The sequence below is a fragment of the Curtobacterium sp. PhB136 genome, from assembly GCF_004346855.1.
Taxonomy (GTDB): Bacteria; Actinomycetota; Actinomycetes; order Actinomycetales; family Microbacteriaceae; genus Curtobacterium.
In genome coordinates this window covers 107,732-123,208 of sequence record NZ_SMGH01000006.1, presented here as the reverse complement: position 1 = coordinate 123,208, position 15,477 = coordinate 107,732, and the positions used below count along the sequence as shown (strand labels likewise).

The following is a 15,477-nucleotide window of genomic DNA, read 5'->3' as shown; positions in this document are numbered from 1 at the left end:
TGCTTATCCCTTCACGCCGGTGAGCGCGATGCCCTCGACGAATGCCTTCTGTGCGAAGAAGAAGATGACGACGACCGGGACCATGACGACGACGGTCATCGCCATCGTCATCGACCAGTCGGTGCCGTGCTGCCCGCGGAACGTGGCGAGCCCGTACGCCACCGGCCAGGCAGCCTGGTTCTCGGACGCGTAGAGGAGCGGGCCGTAGTAGTCGTTCCACGAGTTGAAGAACATGAAGATCGCCGCTGATGCGATGCCGGGCCGGGCCATCGGCACGATGACGCGCCAGAGCACGCGCCACTCACCGCAGCCGTCGATCCGTGCGGCGTCGCCGTACTCCTTCGGGATCGTCATGAAGAACTGCCGGAGCAGGAAGATGCTGAACGCGTCCCCGAGCAGGTTCGGCAGGATCAGCGGCCACAACGTGCCCGTCAGGTGCAGGTGCGACCACATCACGTAGACCGGCACCGCGGTGACCTGCGGGGGCAGGAGCATCGCGACGATGATCACCGTGAAGATCAGGTTCGCGCCCTTGAACTTGATCTGCGCCAGCGCGTACGCGGCCGGCACCGAGCTGACGAGCATGAACGCGGTCGCGAGCACGGCGTAGAGGGCCGAGTTCCCGAACCACTGCGCGAGCGGCAGTTCGGTGAAGACCCTGGCGTAGTTCGAGAAGTCGAACGGCCGCGGCAGGATCGACGCCGTCAGCGCCTGGTTGCTCGACATCAGCGAGGTCAGGATCACGAAGACGATCGGGGCGAGGGTGACGACACCGAGCGCGACGAGTGCGGCGTGCTCGGCGATCCAGAGCAGCAGGCTGCGACGCGGCCCGCGGGCTGCTCCGGGCGCTGCGCCACGGGGTGCCCGGGCGAGCGGCGACTGGGAGACGGCGGTCATCAGGACTCCTCCGGCCGGAACACACTGATCCGGCGCATCGTGAACACGAGCACGATCGCGGTGATCACGAACAGCACGACGGCCATCGCGGACGCGTAGCCGAACTGGAAGTTCGCGAACCCGTGCTGGTAGAGCAGCTCGGTGTAGGTCAGGAGCGACGTGCCCGGGTACCCGAGCTGCGCCGCCGTCCCACCGCCGATCGTGGCCTTGCCACTCGCGACACCCGAGGCGACCGCAGCCTCCGTGAAGTACTGCAGCGCCGCGATCACCCCCGTCACCGCAGCGAAGCCGATCACCGGGGCGATCGTCGGCAGCGTGATGTGCCGCACCTGCTGGACGCCGTTCGCCCCGTCGAGCGACGCCGCCTCGTAGAGGTCGCGCGGCACGTCGAGGAGCGACGCCAGGAAGATGATCATGATGTCACCCATCACCCAGACGCCCATGATCACGAGCGAGGGCTTCGACCACGACGGGTCGTTGAACCACAGCGGCCCGTCGATGCCGAACACCCGGAGGATCTGGTTGACCGGCCCGGTGCCGGGGTTGAACAGGAACACGAACGCCACGACGCTCGCGACCGGCGGGACCAGGGCGGGCAGGTAGAACAGCGTCCGCCAGAACCCCGTCGCGGTCTTCGCCCGGCTGAGCAGCCCGGCGACGAGGAGCCCGCACACGATCCGCACCGGCACCAGGATGACGACGAACCAGAGCGTGTTCAGGGCCGCTGCGCCGACCTGCGGGTCCTGGGTGAACAGGAACCGGTAGTTCAGCAGGCCGACGAACTGCGGCTCCTGCAGCTGGTTGTAGCGGGTGAACGAGTAGAAGATCGACGCCACCAGCGGGTACGCGAAGAACACCACGAGGCCCAGCAGGGCCGGCGCCAGCATCGTCAGCGCGACGAGTCGGCGGCGGGAGTCGGCGGAGCGGCGCCGACGGGGCGGAGCCGTGGCGGGCACCGGACCCGACCCCGTCGGGCCCGCGGGCCGGGAGGAACGGGCGAGCCGCGCCTCCCGGCCGGAGACGGTCTTGGTGGGGACGCTCATCACGGACCAGCCAGCTGGTTCGCGTTGTCGATGTCGGAGTCCAGCTTCTTGAGCTTGGCGTCGAGGTCGCCGCCGTTCTCCTGGTACGCCTGCCAGAACTTCGTGAAGGTGCCGATGTACGCGGCGCCGTCCGCCGTGGCGGGCGAGGTCATCGTGTCCTTGTTCCCGGCGACGTCGACGAAGGTCTTGTAGTTCGCATCGACCTCGAGGTCGGGGGAGGTCAGCGCGGAGGTGAGGGTCGGGATGTTCTTCAGCCCGTTGCCCATCGTGACCTGCGCGTCCGTGTTCGTGGACAGGTACTCCAGCAGCGCCCAGGCGAGCTCCGGGTTCTTCGAGCCCTTCGCGATGCCCGCGACGTTGCCCGCGATGTACGTCGAGCCGTAGTTGCCGAGCCCGTCCATCACCGGGGTCGGCGCGGTGCCGTAGTCCAGGTCCGGCTTCTGGTCCTTGATGAACGCGGTGCGGTACTCACCGTCGATCTGCATCGCGACCTGCCCGGTCTGGAACGCGTTGTCCGCGGCGAACTCCTGGCCGAGGCCGGACGTGAACGCCTTGAGCTTGTCGTAGCCGATCGCGTCGACGAAGCCCTTCTGCCACTCGATGAGCTTCTTCCAGGCGGCGGAAGTGCCGATCTCGCTGTTGCCCTTGCTGTCCAGCCAGGTGCCGTCGATCATCGGTGCCCAGTGCTCGGGCGAGTTCTCGTAGAAGTCGATGAGCGGGTTGAAGCCGAGCTGCTTGATCGAGCCGTCCGCGTTGTACGTCGTCATCTTCAGCGCGTCGGTCTTGAGCTCGTCGAGCGTCTTCGGCGGCGTGCTGATGCCGGCAGCCTGCATGGCGGGCTTGTTGTACATCAGCGCGCTGACGTCGGCGAGGGCCGGGAGCGTGCACCGGGTGCCCTTGTACTCGGTGTAGCCCTGCACGGCCTTCGGGATGTCGGACAGGTCCACCTTGTCGCGCTTGATGTACGGCGACAGGTCGCGGAAGGCGCCCGAGGAGCAGAAGCTCCCGACGATCGCGGTCGAGTAGGACAGGCCGACGTCGATGTTCTGCCCGGACGAGATCGCCTTCTGCAGCTTCTCGTCGTCCTGGCCGGCGTGGATGTCGACCGTGACGTCGGGGTTCGCCTTCTCGAAGCCGGCGACGGCCTTCTTGACGACGCCGGCTTCACGGCCGGTGAAGAAGTGCCACAGGGACACGGTGCCCTTGAGGGTCTTCGGGGCGCTCTCGTCGATGGACGCCGCGCTGCTGCCGGAACTGCAGCCGGCGACGACGAGCGCGCCGGTGGCGGCGACGGCGGTGGCGGTGAGGATCCGCCTGAGGTGCGTGCGGGGGAGTGACACGGGATGACTCGCTCTCTGGTCTCGCTCCGAGGCGTCCGGTGGACGCCGCACGGACGTGCGGCGCCGGTTCCGGGCGCGCCGAAGAGCCCTCTGGCAGGGCTGGGGTGTGGCTCGAGTGGTGCCGGTACAGGAGGTGGAGCTGGCGGTTGGTGCTGGCTCAGGCGCGCTGGACGGGATCCGGTTCGGTCGCATCGTCACTGATGCGGTCGAGCCGGTCCGCGAGCGCGGTGCGCACGACGTCGATGAGGACGTGACGTGCGCCGTGCAGGACGGGTGTGTCGGGGACACCGGGCGCCACCACGGCGGTGGACCAGCGGGAGCGGGTCCGGAGCCAGGCGGTCACGGCGGCGGCCAGGGCGGGACCGCCCGCGATCCCGGTCGGGCCGTGCAGGACGACCGTCTCGGGATCGGCGACGGCGAGCGCGGGGAGCACGTTGTGCCCGACGCGCTCGCCGAGGGCGGTCGTGAAGGGGTGCTGCTCGGGGAGGCCGGGCAGCTGCGGGAGCACCTGGCGCCAGTCGGCAGCGGTGCCGTCCGGTGCGGTGATCCCGTGTTCGGCGGCGAGCGCGGTGATCGCGGTCTCGGAGATGAGGTCCGCGACGATCGTGGCCGTCGGGTCGAGGGGGAGCGCGTCGGCGGGCACGCTCAGGTAGCCGATCTCACCCGCGGCGCCGGATGCTCCGGCGTGCAGGCGGCCGCCGAGGTCGAGGGCCATGCCGAGGCCCTCCGCCATCCACAGCAGGGCGAAGGAGCCGAGCGCGCGGCCGGCGCCCATGTTCCGTTCGGCGATCGCGGCGAGGTTCGCGTCGTTCTCCACGACGACCTGCACACCGAGCGCCCTGGAGAGCGTGGCCGACACCTGTTCGCGCGGCCAGCCGGGCAGCCCGTCGGTGAAGATGAGGGTGTCGGTGGCGTGGTCGACGGACGCCTGGACGCCCACGGCGACGGCGGTGACCAGGTCCGGGTCGACGCCGGCGGCTGCTGCGGCGCGGCCGACCGCGGCGGCGACGATGTCCTCGCCGGGGGCGCGCACCTCCGCGTCGCTCATCCGGTGCTCGGCCACGGGGTAGGTGCGCCCGGTGGCGTCGACCACGGTGGAGCGGACGTCGACGAGCTGGACGTCCACGGCGACGGCGAGGTCCCGGTCGGTCGTCGCGCCGTACACGACGGCGCTCGGGCCGCGGCGGCCGGTCTGGGTCTCGGTGCCGGCTTCGTGGATCAGCCCGGCCGCTTCGAGCCGGCGGATGATCTCGGCGGCGGTCGGCTTGCTCAGCCCGGTGCGCTGCGCGATCTCGTTCCGGGTCATCGGGCCGTCGTCGAGGAGCATGCCGAGGGCGGCGCGGTCGTTGAGCACGCGCAGCAGGGCGGGCTGCCCGGGGGTGCGTCCTCGTGTGGTCATGTCGAGGACTGTAACGGACAACCTTCTTTACTGAAAGGTTTGTTCACAGTTCCGAAACACGCGTTCCGTTCCGCGAAACACGCCGGGGGTCCGGGGCGGGGCGTGGCGTGGCGGGGTCAGCGGGTCGAATCGCGCGTGGTGAGTCGAATCGCGCGTAGGCGGTCGGAAGTTCCGACCTCCCACGCGCGATTCACCTTCCCACCGCAAGCGTCATGGGTGAGAACGCGCGGTGCACCTACGGGCGCAGCAGCACCTTGATCGCGCGGCGCTCGTCCATCGCGGCGTAGGCCTCAGCGGCCTCGTCGAGCGGGAGCTCCAGGTCGAAGACCTTGCCGGGGTCGATCGCGCCGGACAGCACGTCCGGCAGCAGCTCCGGGATGTACGCCCGCGCCGGGGCCATCCCGCCACCGACGGTGATGTTCGTGTCGAAGAGGTACCGCATCCCGATGGTCGGCACCCCGTGCGGGACGCCGACGAAGCCGAGCGCGCCACCGGGCCGGACGACGTGCAGTGCCTGGTCCATGCTCTGCTCGGTGCCGACCGCCTCGACCGCGCAGTCCGCCAGGTCGCCGCCGAGCAGGTCCCGGACCGCCTGCACGCCCTCGTCGCCGCGGGTCTCGACGATGTCGGTCGCACCGAACTCCCGTGCGAGCGCCTGCCGGTCCGCGTGCCGGCTCATCGCGATGATGCGCTCGGCGCCGAGGCGCTTCGCCGCGAGGACCGCGCAGAGCCCGACGGCGCCGTCACCGACCACGACGACGGTCTTGCCGGGGCCGACGCCCGCGGAGACCGCGGCGTGGTGCCCGGTGGAGAACACGTCGGACAGCGTCAGGAGCGACGGGACGAGCGCTGGGTCGACCGGTCCGGGGACGACGACCAGGGTCGCCGATGCGTCGGGGACGCGGACGTACTCCGCCTGCGCGCCGCCGACCGGGTCGCCGTAGGCGTCCTTCCCGCCGAAGCCGGAGAGGTGCTCGCAGCCGGAGGTCATGCCGTTGCGGCACGCCTGGCAGGTGCCCTCGTTCATGGTGAAGGGGGAGATCACGAAGTCGCCGACCGCGATGCCGGTGACCTCGGCCCCGACCGCGGTGACCTCGCCGACCATCTCGTGGCCGATCGGTCGGGCGTGCTTCGTCTCGGTGACGCCGCGGTAGGGCCAGAGGTCCGACCCGCACACGCAGGCTGCGGCGACCTTGACGACGACGTCGCGCTGGCTGATCAGCTCGGGCTGGTCGAGGTCCTCGACGCGGATGTCGCGAGGGGCGTGGATGACTGCTGCGCGCACGGGCGTGCCTTTCCGTTCTGTGGTTCGTTCGGGCGCGGGAACGCGCCGTCCGCCAGCGCCGTTGCGGGACCACTCGACAGTACCCTCGTGCGGGTGGACGACGACCGGTACGGCAGCGACGTGCTCTCGGGCGACTGGCGCTCGAAGGGCGTGAAGAAGGTGCGGCAGGTGCCGCTCGAACGCGACATGGTGCTGGAGGACCCGGCATCCGGGTGGGCCGGCGCCGTCGTCGGGCTCGAGGCCGGGAACGTCTCCCTCGAGGACTGGAAGGGCCGCACCCGCGCCTTCCCCTTCGACGGGCAGTTCCTGCTCGAGGGCGAGCTCGTCACGCTGGGTCGGCCGCAGGCGCCGGTCGGGCGGTCTGCCGCAGCTGCTCCGCCGGCCAGGAGGCCCGGTGCCGGTCCCACGGTCAGACATGCGTCCGACGGTGGTCGGCTCCGGACCGCCTCGGGTTCCTTCGCGGTCGAGTCGCAGCGCGCGCGGATCGCGCTGCCCTCCCGGATCATGGTCGAGGGCAAGCACGACGCCGAACTGGTGGAGAAGGTCTGGGGAGCGGACCTCCGCGTCGAGGGCGTCGTCGTCGAGGAACTGTCCGGCGTCGACAACCTGGCGGAGGTGCTCGACGAGTTCCGGCCGTCACGGGAGCGTCGCGTCGGGGTGCTCGTCGACCATCTGGTCCCCGGGTCGAAGGAGTCCCGGTTCGCGGACGCCGTGATGCGCGGGAAGTGGGGTGCCCACGTGCTCGTCGTGGGGCACCCGTTCGTCGACGTCTGGCAGTCGGTGAAGCCCGCGCGGGTGGGACTGACTGCCTGGCCGAAGATCCCGCGGTCGATCGAGTGGAAGAAGGGGATCTGCCAGGCGCTCGGGTGGCCGAACGCGGAGCAGGCCGACATCGCCAGGGCCTGGCAGCGGATCCTCGGGCAGGTGCGGACGTTCGCCGACCTGGAGCCGGCGCTGCTCGGGCGCGTCGAGGAGCTCATCGACTTCGTCACCGAGCCGACCGCATAGCGCCGCTCCGGGCGCGCAGTCCGTATCGTTGGACCATGGACGGCATCGACGGGCGCGTGCGGAACGCCGTCGACGTCTGGCTGCGGTGGCTCCCGCGGTGGCAGATCGGCACCGCCCGACCGCGCACCCGCATCTGTCGGAAGTGCACCGGGTCGCCGATCGCCAGCGCCGCGGGGTTCGGACCGGACGTGCCGCACCCCGTGCAGCACGCCCTGATCGGCCGCATCTCGACCATCATCGAGGACTCGGTCGACGACTACACCGCGAAGAACCTGCCGCTGCTGCAGCGTGAGCTCGAGCGCGCCGCAGCACGGAAGCGGCACGAGGGGTACCAGCCGGCGGAGGGGCTCTCGCCCGAGTTCCAGGGGCTCGACGTCGATCCGCAGCCGCAAGAGGGAGCGCCGTTCCTCTTCACGCTCGAGGGGCTCGCGGGCACCGGAGCGTCACAGGCCGCGCCGCGCGAACCGCTGTCGGACGAGGCGAAGGCGGCGCTCCGTCACGAGATCGACCTCTCCGACGAGTGCGCACGGTCGACCGGCACTGCCGTGTGCCTCGCGCTGATCGACCACCGACCGCGGATCACCGAGGCCGTGGAGCGTCTCGTCGAGCCGCAGATCGAAGCACTGGTGTCGGACATGTTCCGCGGGCTCGACGGGGACGGGTCGCGCGGAGGCCTGTTCTGACGGAGGGCCGCGCGTCGTGCCCGCCGTTCGTGGCTACCGGCGGACGAGCGTCCGTCCCGGGACGACCGTTCCTCGGAGGGAGCGGTGCTCCACCGGCCGTGTCGGGTCGTCGATGCGGCCGATGACGAGGTCGATGGCCTCCCGCCCGATGCGGTCGACGGGTTGCTGCAGCGTCGTGAACCCGATCCAGTCGTTCGCGAGCGGGTAGACGCCGTCGAAACCGGTCACCGAGACGTCACCGGGGACGTCGATGCCGCGCTTCGCGAGGGCATCGCACACGTCGAGCATCATCCGGTCCGTCGGGCACATCACCGCGGTCGTGCCGGAGAGTTCCATCGTCTCGATGACGTCTGCCGCGATGTCGTCGGCGGGACGGACGAAGCTCGCGTCGATGTCGACGGTCGCGATGCCGCGTTCGCGCAACCGTCCGACCATCGCGCGGGAACGAGCATGCTGCGTGAGTGCGTTGTCGATGGGGACGGTGAGCACGATGACATTCCGGTGTCCGGCGTCGGCAACGGCGTCGGCGATCCGTGCGCCACCGTCAGCCTCGTCGCAGTACACGCTCGACAGGGCCGGATGGAGCTCCGGTCGACCGGCCACCACCGTCGCGATCCGTGGTGCGAACTCGGCGATGTCAGCCGAGGGCAGCAGGCCGCTGCAGACGACGAGCCCGTCGACCCGCATCGACACCAGGGCTGCGAGCGCCGACTTCTCGTCCTCGACGCGTCCGACACCGGTGGTGGTGACGACGCGGTACCCGAGCTCGGAGGCCCGTTGCTCCATGACCGCGTGCAGGGCGGTGTAGAGCATCGAGGAGGCGTCACGGACGAGCATGCCGATGGTGTTGGTCCGTCCGCTGACGAGACCCCTGGCCATCGCGTTCGCGACGTAGCCGAGCTCGGCGACCGCGCGCTCGACACGTTCACGGGTCTCGTCGGAGAACCGGCCGGAACCGGACAGCACGCGGCTCACCGCGGACTTCGACACGCCGGCTCGTGCCGCGACGTCGAGGATCGTCGGTTGCGTTCCCCGTGTGCCGTTCACGTGCCGGGAGTGACGCCCGGGCTGTTCGACGGGTCCGCTGCCGGGTCGCCCTTCGTCGGGTCGCCGAGGGCGGGGGCGGATGTGCTCCTCCGTGCGGCCACCGCGCGCAGGGCGCCGCGGGCGACGAGCCGCCAACCGAGCAGGAAGACCCCGAGGACGACCGTGGCGACGATGAGGAACGAGATGGGGAGCGGGTTGCCGTCCACGACGCCCTGTCCCGTCGCGACCCGGATCGCCATGCCGACGAAGACGGTCAGGATCCACGCGACGACGCCGGTCGGCCAGGTCTTCAGCGGTCGAGCCCATGCCCCGCTCGTGACGTAGGCGATCGCCCAGCCGGCGAGGAACGGGTACGCGGTGGTCCACAGCGCGCCGATGGAGTTCGTCTCCCCGTGCGAGGAACGCCCGATGAGGGCGAACACCACGATGAGCACGACGTCGATGACGGCTGCGAGCCAGCCCCAGGTGCGATCGGTCACGACGCCATTCTCGCAGCCCTCCTCGGGGCCGCGCGCACCGCAGCGTTCACCGGGGCTGCACGGGCGGGGCACCCGCCGTTCACCGGGCAGCGCCACACTCGACCACGGTGCGGGAACGTTCCCGCACCACCACCGCACCACCACCCGCACCACATCACCCCCACCCCACGAACCAGGGAGAACATCGACGTGAAGACCCGAGTCCTCGCCGGCCTCGCGATCGCGGCCGCCGCGACCGTCGCGCTGTCGGGCTGCGTGCAGAGCGCCAACGCCTCGAACGCCGCCGACTCCAGCAGCGGCACAGTCAACCTCACCGTGTTCATCAGCGGCGACACGAACGTCCAGGACCTCTGGGAGAAGTCGCTCATCCCCGCCTTCGAGAAGGCGAACCCGGAGATCCACGTCAGCACGAGCATCGACCTGCACGGCGAGCACGACGCCCAGACCCAGGCGAACCTCGCGACCGCCGTCAAGGCCGGTAAGTCCGTCGCGTACGACCTGGTCGACGCCGGCTTCGTCACCACCGCGGGCAAGGCCGGCCTGATGGCGAAGGTCAGCGACAGCAGCATCCCGAACCTCGAGGACGTCCCCGAGGCGACGAAGGAGCAGGGCGGCACGAGCGCGATCCCGTACCGGGCCTCGAGCGTGCTGCTCGCCTACGACTCGACGAAGGTCACGGACGCCCCGGAGACCCTCGACGACCTCCTCGCCTGGATCAAGGCCAACCCGGGCCAGTTCGCGTACAACTCCCCGTCCTCGGGTGGCTCCGGCGGCTCGTTCGTCGCCACGGTCCTCGCGAAGTACCTGTCGGCGTCCGAGCAGGAGACGATGCAGACCACGTACGACAAGTCGCTCGAGTCGAAGTGGGACGAGGGCTTCGCGAAGCTCGAGGCCCTCGGCTCCTCGATGTACCAGAAGGGCGTCTACCCGAACGGCAACGACCAGGTCGTGCAGCTCCTCGGCAGCGGCCAGATCTCGATGGCGCCGGTCTGGAGCGACCAGTTCATCACCTCGCAGAAGACCGGCGTGATCCCGAAGACGGTCAAGGCGATCCAGATCGCCGACCCGTCGTTCACCGGCAGCGCGAGCTTCCTCGGCATCCCGAAGACGGAGCCGGCGGCCAAGAAGGCCGCTGCCGAAGAACTCGCCGACTTCGTCCTGAGCTCGAAGGGCCAGCAGCTCGTCGCGAGTGCCGTCTCCGGTTACCCGGTCATCCCGCTCGACTCGCTGCCGAAGTCGGTCGCGGACCAGTTCGCGGACGCGAACCCGTCGAAGCTCCGCCTCGGGTTCCAGAGCGACTTCGCCGCCGACATGAACGCGGCGTGGGACGCGAAGGTCCCGCAGTGACGCAGATCACCGACCGGGAGGCCCGCGGCGACTCCGCCACGGGCCTCCCGCCCGTCCCCGCTCGCGTCGAGGGCACGCCCGGGCAGCCGAGCCAGCGCACGCCCGGGCAGCCCGGCCGGAGCACGCCCGGACAGCCGGGCCGGGCCGAGGAGCGGACCGGCCGCCGTCGGCGGGTCCAGGGCATCGCCCTGGTCGCCGCGCCGGTCCTCGTCGTGGTCCTGTTCGTCGGCGTCCCGGTGGTGAACGCCGCGCTCTTCAGCCTCGGGTTCACCGGCGGTCTGAACCAGGCACTCGCGGACATCGGCCAGGACACCGTGCACGGCTTCTCGCTCGCGGTCTACGGCACGCTGCTCGGCAACCCGGTGTTCCTCCGTGACCTCGCCGCCACGCTCGGCGTCACCGCGCTGTCCACCGGCCTGACGATCGCGCTGGCGGTCGTCGTCGCGGTGATCCTGCGGCTCCGCGGCGGCGTCGTCGGGAAGACGCTCAGTGTCCTGGCCGTCGTGCCGATCTTCGTGCCGGTCGTCATCGCGAGCTGGTCGATCCTGACGTTCACGGACGCGCAGGGCTTCCTCCGGAGCATCGCGGCGCAGTTCGGGATGGACTTCCCGGTCTGGGGGTACACCCTCGTCGCCGTCGTCTTCGGCAGCGTCTGGACGAGTCTTCCGTTCGCGGTGCTGATGATCGCCGGTGCCCTCCAGGGGACGCCGGACGCCCTCATCGAGGCCGCGAAGGACGCCGGCGCGAGCACGTGGCGGGTGGTCTGGCAGGTGCTCCTGCCGATGGCGACGACGCCGATCGTCATAGCCGTGACCTTCACCGTCATCGGGGTCCTCGGCTCGTTCACGGTGCCGTACTTCACCGGCCCGAACGCCCCGACGATGCTCGGTGTCGACATCTCCAAGTACTTCCAGGCGTACAACCGACCGCAGCAGTCGACCGCGATGGCCTTCATCGTGTTCGCGTTCGCCGCGGCGGCCAGCGTCTTCTACCTCCGCTCGACGGTCCGTTCGAACGCGGGCGAACTGCAGAAGGAGCCTTCGTGATCAAGCGACTCACCGGCACCACCCTGGTCTGGGCGACCGCGGTCGTGCTCGCGGTGTTCATCGCCGGCCCCCTGCTGTGGCTCGCCGCGCGCGCGTTCGCCACGTCGTGGACCTACCCGAACGTGTTGCCGGACGGCTGGACCATGCAGTGGTGGGGGACGGTCTTCGAGGACCCGTCCCTCGGCGTCGCGGTGCAGAACTCGCTGGTGCTCGCGCCGCTGACGGTCCTCATCGCCGCGGTGATCTGCCTCCCCGCGGCCTGGGCGATCAGCCGCATCGAGTTCCCGGGTCGGCGGATCGTCCTCGTCGGGCTGTTCGCGACGAACGCGTTCCCGAAGATGGGGCTCTTCGTGACGATGTCCGCGATGTTCACGGCCCTGAACCTGATGAACACCGTCACCGGCATCCTGATCGTGCACGTCCTCGGATGCGTGGTGTTCATGACGTGGCTGCCCGCCGCGGCGTTCTCGGCGGTTCCGCGGTCGCTCGAGGAAGCGGCTCGCGACGCCGGGGCAAGCCGTTGGCGGACGTTCTGGAGCGTGACCTTCCCGATCGCCTGGCCCGGGATCCTCGTCGCCGCGGTGATGTCGTTCCTGGCGTCATTCGACGAGGCCCAGGGCACGTACCTCGTCGGCGCCCCGACCTACATGACGATGCCGACCGCGATGTACTCCCTCGTCCTGAACTCGCCACGACAGGTCTCGGCGGTCTTCGCGATCGCGCTGAGCATCCCGTCGGTGGTGCTCATGACGCTCGCCCGGAAGCACATCATGGGCGGCCGCCTCGCGGACGGCTTCCAGATCCGATGACCCTCACCAGCACGAAAGGCGACCCCATGACGGACACGACGCTCGTCGCGGAACCCGCACCGAGCCTCCAGACCGACATCCCGACCACCGACGGACTGGCGCTGCGCGGTCTGCGGAAGACGCTCGGCGGCCGCGACGTGGTCGCCGGGATCGACCTCGACGTCGCGAAGGGCGAGCTGGTCTCGCTCCTCGGGCCGTCCGGCTGCGGCAAGACGACCACGCTCCGCATGGTGGCCGGCTTCCTCGCCGTTGACGGCGGCACGGTCGCCATGGGCGGCCGCGACGTCACCCAGCTCGGCCCGGAACGCCGTCCGAGTGCGATGGTGTTCCAGAACTACGCGCTGTGGCCGCACATGACGGTGACCCAGAACGTGGCCTTCCCGCTCCGGACCCGTCGTGTGCCGAAGGCGCAGATCGCGGACCGGGTGCGAGCGGCGCTCGACCTCGTCGGGCTGACGCACCACGCGACCTCGAAGCCGACGGCGATCTCCGGCGGCGAGCAGCAGCGCGTCGCGCTCGCTCGTGCGATCGTCCAGGAGCCGGACGTGCTGCTCCTCGACGAGCCGCTGTCGAACCTCGACGCGAAGCTCCGGGTGAGCGTGCGCGACGAGATCCGGCGCATCCAGCAGCGCCTCGGCATCACGACCGTGATCGTCACCCACGACCAGGACGAGGCGCTCAGCGTCTCGGACCGGATCGCGGTGATGCACGACGGACGGATCGAGCAGGTCGCGGCGCCGGCGGACCTCTACGCGGCTCCGGCGACGCGCTTCGTCGCGTCGTTCATCGGCTCGACCAGCACGGTCTCCGGCGCGTTCCTCGCCGCGGTCACGACGCCGTCCGCCGCGGGCGACGAGGTCCTCGTCCGCCCGGAAGCAGTGACGTTGGTCGCGGACGGCCCCGTCACCGCGACGGTGTCCCGGGTGCTCATGCGCGGCCACTTCGCCGAGGTCGTCCTCACGGCCGGCGAGTCGGAGCTCCGATCCTTCGTCACCGGCCCGCCACCGGTGGTCGGCAGCACCACCGGTGTCCGGATCGGTGCCGTCCTCGTCTACCGCTCCGGCGTCCTGGTCGGGGGCACGCGATGAGCGCGGAGGTCGTGCAGGCGGTCGCCGTCACCCCGGACGGGAGGCCCGGCGTGCGTCCGCCACGGCTCGTCGCGCACCGCGGTGCGCCGCGGGTCCGCCGGGAGAACACGCTGCCCGCCGTCGCGGTCGCCGAGGCGCTCGGCGCCGACGCGATCGAGGTCGACGTCCGGCGCACCGCCGACGGGGTCGCGGTGCTCCTGCACGACGAGACCCTCGGCCGGATGTGGGGCGACGCGCGGCGCATCGCGGACGTGTCGTGGTGCGACGTGGCGCGGCTCGGGAACGGCCTCGACCGGATCCCGCGGCTCGACGCCGTGCTGGAGCGCCTGGACGGATGCCGGTCGACGCTCCTCGTCGACCTGACCTCGGCGGCGGACGCGCTGGTGGCGGCGAACACCGTCGCCGCGTTCGCCGGCGCCGTGTCGGTGGCGTGGTGCGGGGCGCCCGAGGCGATGACCGCGGTCCGGTCGGTGCTGCCGGAGGCCGACGTGTGGCTGGCATGGGAGTCGCTCGACCCGCCGACGCCGGCGGACCTGGACGAGCTCGCGCCCGCGACGCTGAACCTCGACGTGGCGTTCCTCACCCCGGCGACCGTGCGGGCGGCGCACGAGCTCGGTCTGCAGGTGTCCGTGTGGACCGTCGACGACGTCGAGCCGGCGATCTGGGCGGCGCGGCTCGGCGTCGACTCGATCACGACGAACGACGTCGGCCCGGTGCGGGCCGCGCTCGAGGCGGCCGAGCGAGACGGGTGGCCGGACGCCGTCCGCGAGCCGACCGAGGCCGAGGTGGCGTCGCGCGCGCAGGCGCTCGCCCACCGGATCGCGCACGAGGTGATCGCGTTCACACGGGAGCACCCCGTCGGCTCCGTGACGACGAAGGCGCACGTCGCGGACCTGGTCACCGACGTCGACCGGCTCGTCGAACAGCACGTCCGCGGCCGGGTCCGCGCGGTGTTCCCGACGCACGGCTTCACCGGGGAGGAGTACGGCGCGGCGCCCGGGGACAAGCACCGGTGGTACCTCGACCCCGTCGACGGCACGACGAACCTGGCGAACGGCATCCCGTGGACCAGCATGTCGCTCTGCCTCACGCGGAGCGGGCACCCGGTCGTCGGCGTCGTCGCGGACCCGTGGCGCGGCGAGGTGCTCGAGGCACGCCGTGGACGCGGTGCCACGATCCGCGACCGGCAGCTCCGGCTGGACGACACCCCGCGGCCGCTCGCCGGCGCCGTCGTCGGGACCGAACTCGACGGGCACCTGCCGTGGCCGGGCTTCGGGACGTTCCTCGACGCGCTCGCCGCCCGCTCCTGCACGCTCCGGGTCCTCGGCTCCGGGACGCTCACCATCGCGCAGGTCGCGGCCGGCCGGGGGATCGGCGGATGCGTGTCGGCGTTCGACCCGGTCGACCACGGGGCAGCGGTGCTCCTCGTGCACGAGGCCGGCGGCGTCGTGATGACGGCGGACGGCCCGGTCGACGGGTTCCCGCCGGTCGGGGTGCCGTTCCTGGTGGCGCACCCCGGGGCGGCCGACGAGCTGCACGCCGTGTGGGTGGACGCGCTGCGCGGGTGACCCGGACGCTGCGGCGGCGGGGCGGTCAGGCCTGGGCGATCCGCACCATGTTGCCGGCGGGGTCGCGGACCGCGGCGTCGCGGACACCCCAGAACTGCTCGGTGGGCTCCTGCAGCACCTCGGCGTCGGCGCTCGCCGTGATCCGGTCGAAGACGGCGTCGAGGTCCGTGACGCGGAGCTGCAGCATCGACAGCGCCCCCTTCGCCAGGAGCGCGGCGATCGCGTCGCCGTCCGCCTGGGACCGGCCGGCGTGCGGTTCGGAGAGCACCAGCTCGAGGTCCGGGTGTGTGTCGCTCACGAGGGTCACCCAGCGGAACCCGCCGTTCTCGACCTCGTTGCGGACGGAGAAGCCGATCGCGTCGCGGTAGAAGGCGACGGCGGCGTCGATGTCGTCGGCGAGCACGTGCACGCCGCTGATCTGGATGGTCATGCGAGCGA

At 71.1% G+C, this 15,477-nt stretch carries 15 protein-coding genes; 7 read left to right on the top strand and 8 right to left on the bottom strand.

The features are described 5' to 3' along the window. Positions 1 to 3: 3 nt before the first annotated feature. The 5 genes from EDF27_RS10045 to EDF27_RS10025 all read right to left on the bottom strand — a co-directional run bounded on the left by EDF27_RS10045 (position 4) and on the right by EDF27_RS10025 (position 5,964). The gene (locus tag EDF27_RS10045; RefSeq protein ID WP_123654055.1) at positions 4 to 897 is read right to left on the bottom strand and encodes a carbohydrate ABC transporter permease; all 894 of its coding nucleotides are present in this window, start codon (positions 895 to 897) and stop codon (positions 4 to 6) included. Further along, positions 897 to 1,940 (bottom strand): sugar ABC transporter permease, encoded by a 1,044-nt coding sequence (locus tag EDF27_RS10040; RefSeq protein ID WP_207909605.1) that lies wholly within the window; start codon positions 1,938 to 1,940, stop codon positions 897 to 899. Before EDF27_RS10040 ends, EDF27_RS10045 begins: the two co-directional genes overlap by 1 nt. Further along, positions 1,940 to 3,280, bottom strand: a complete 1,341-nt coding sequence (locus EDF27_RS10035) for an extracellular solute-binding protein (RefSeq protein WP_243698295.1) — start codon at positions 3,278 to 3,280, stop codon at positions 1,940 to 1,942. Before EDF27_RS10035 ends, EDF27_RS10040 begins: the two co-directional genes overlap by 1 nt. A gap of 157 nt (positions 3,281 to 3,437) precedes the next feature. After that, the gene (locus EDF27_RS10030) at positions 3,438 to 4,679 is read right to left on the bottom strand and encodes an ROK family transcriptional regulator (RefSeq protein ID WP_123654053.1); all 1,242 of its coding nucleotides are present in this window, start codon (positions 4,677 to 4,679) and stop codon (positions 3,438 to 3,440) included. A 235-nt stretch (positions 4,680 to 4,914) separates the two neighbouring features. Beyond that, positions 4,915 to 5,964: an alcohol dehydrogenase catalytic domain-containing protein gene (locus tag EDF27_RS10025; protein WP_123702979.1), complete on the bottom strand. Its 1,050-nt coding sequence runs from the start codon at positions 5,962 to 5,964 to the stop codon at positions 4,915 to 4,917. A gap of 93 nt (positions 5,965 to 6,057) precedes the next feature. On the opposite strand from EDF27_RS10025, the gene EDF27_RS10020 reads away from it, so the two are divergent. Beyond that, positions 6,058 to 6,972 (top strand): DUF3097 domain-containing protein, encoded by a 915-nt coding sequence (locus tag EDF27_RS10020; RefSeq protein WP_132048613.1) that lies wholly within the window; start codon positions 6,058 to 6,060, stop codon positions 6,970 to 6,972. Between the two features lie 35 nt (positions 6,973 to 7,007). Next, complete coding sequence (locus EDF27_RS10015) at positions 7,008 to 7,655, top strand: spermidine/putrescine ABC transporter substrate-binding protein (RefSeq protein WP_132048611.1); 648 nt, start codon at positions 7,008 to 7,010, stop codon at positions 7,653 to 7,655. 33 nt (positions 7,656 to 7,688) lie between these two features. On the opposite strand, the gene EDF27_RS10010 is transcribed toward EDF27_RS10015, so the two are convergent. Together EDF27_RS10010 and EDF27_RS10005 are read right to left on the bottom strand one after the other, a co-directional pair. Further along, positions 7,689 to 8,702: a LacI family DNA-binding transcriptional regulator gene (locus tag EDF27_RS10010; protein WP_132048609.1), complete on the bottom strand. Its 1,014-nt coding sequence runs from the start codon at positions 8,700 to 8,702 to the stop codon at positions 7,689 to 7,691. Beyond that, the gene (locus EDF27_RS10005) at positions 8,699 to 9,181 is read right to left on the bottom strand and encodes a DUF3054 domain-containing protein (RefSeq protein WP_123654048.1); all 483 of its coding nucleotides are present in this window, start codon (positions 9,179 to 9,181) and stop codon (positions 8,699 to 8,701) included. The genes EDF27_RS10010 and EDF27_RS10005 overlap by 4 nt, the downstream gene beginning before the upstream one ends. 189 nt (positions 9,182 to 9,370) lie before the next feature. On the opposite strand from EDF27_RS10005, the gene EDF27_RS10000 reads away from it, so the two are divergent. The 5 genes from EDF27_RS10000 to EDF27_RS09980 are packed head-to-tail and all read left to right on the top strand — an operon-like array spanning position 9,371 to position 15,039. Then, positions 9,371 to 10,528, top strand: a complete 1,158-nt coding sequence (locus EDF27_RS10000; protein ID WP_132048607.1) for an extracellular solute-binding protein — start codon at positions 9,371 to 9,373, stop codon at positions 10,526 to 10,528. Then, positions 10,525 to 11,574, top strand: a complete 1,050-nt coding sequence (locus EDF27_RS09995; protein WP_243698294.1) for an ABC transporter permease subunit — start codon at positions 10,525 to 10,527, stop codon at positions 11,572 to 11,574. The genes EDF27_RS10000 and EDF27_RS09995 overlap by 4 nt, the downstream gene beginning before the upstream one ends. Continuing rightward, positions 11,571 to 12,383, top strand: a complete 813-nt coding sequence (locus EDF27_RS09990) for an ABC transporter permease (protein WP_132048605.1) — start codon at positions 11,571 to 11,573, stop codon at positions 12,381 to 12,383. Before EDF27_RS09995 ends, EDF27_RS09990 begins: the two co-directional genes overlap by 4 nt. Before the next feature lie 26 nt (positions 12,384 to 12,409). Further along, positions 12,410 to 13,471: an ABC transporter ATP-binding protein gene (locus tag EDF27_RS09985; RefSeq protein ID WP_165931439.1), complete on the top strand. Its 1,062-nt coding sequence runs from the start codon at positions 12,410 to 12,412 to the stop codon at positions 13,469 to 13,471. After that, on the top strand, positions 13,468 to 15,039 hold the full coding sequence (locus EDF27_RS09980) for an inositol monophosphatase family protein (RefSeq protein WP_132048601.1): 1,572 nt from the start codon (positions 13,468 to 13,470) through the stop codon (positions 15,037 to 15,039). The genes EDF27_RS09985 and EDF27_RS09980 overlap by 4 nt, the downstream gene beginning before the upstream one ends. A 25-nt stretch (positions 15,040 to 15,064) precedes the next feature. Here the strand turns inward: EDF27_RS09980 and EDF27_RS09975 are convergent, their stop codons facing one another. Further along, positions 15,065 to 15,469: a VOC family protein gene (locus EDF27_RS09975; protein WP_123702961.1), complete on the bottom strand. Its 405-nt coding sequence runs from the start codon at positions 15,467 to 15,469 to the stop codon at positions 15,065 to 15,067. Between the last annotated feature and the right edge of the window lie 8 nt (positions 15,470 to 15,477).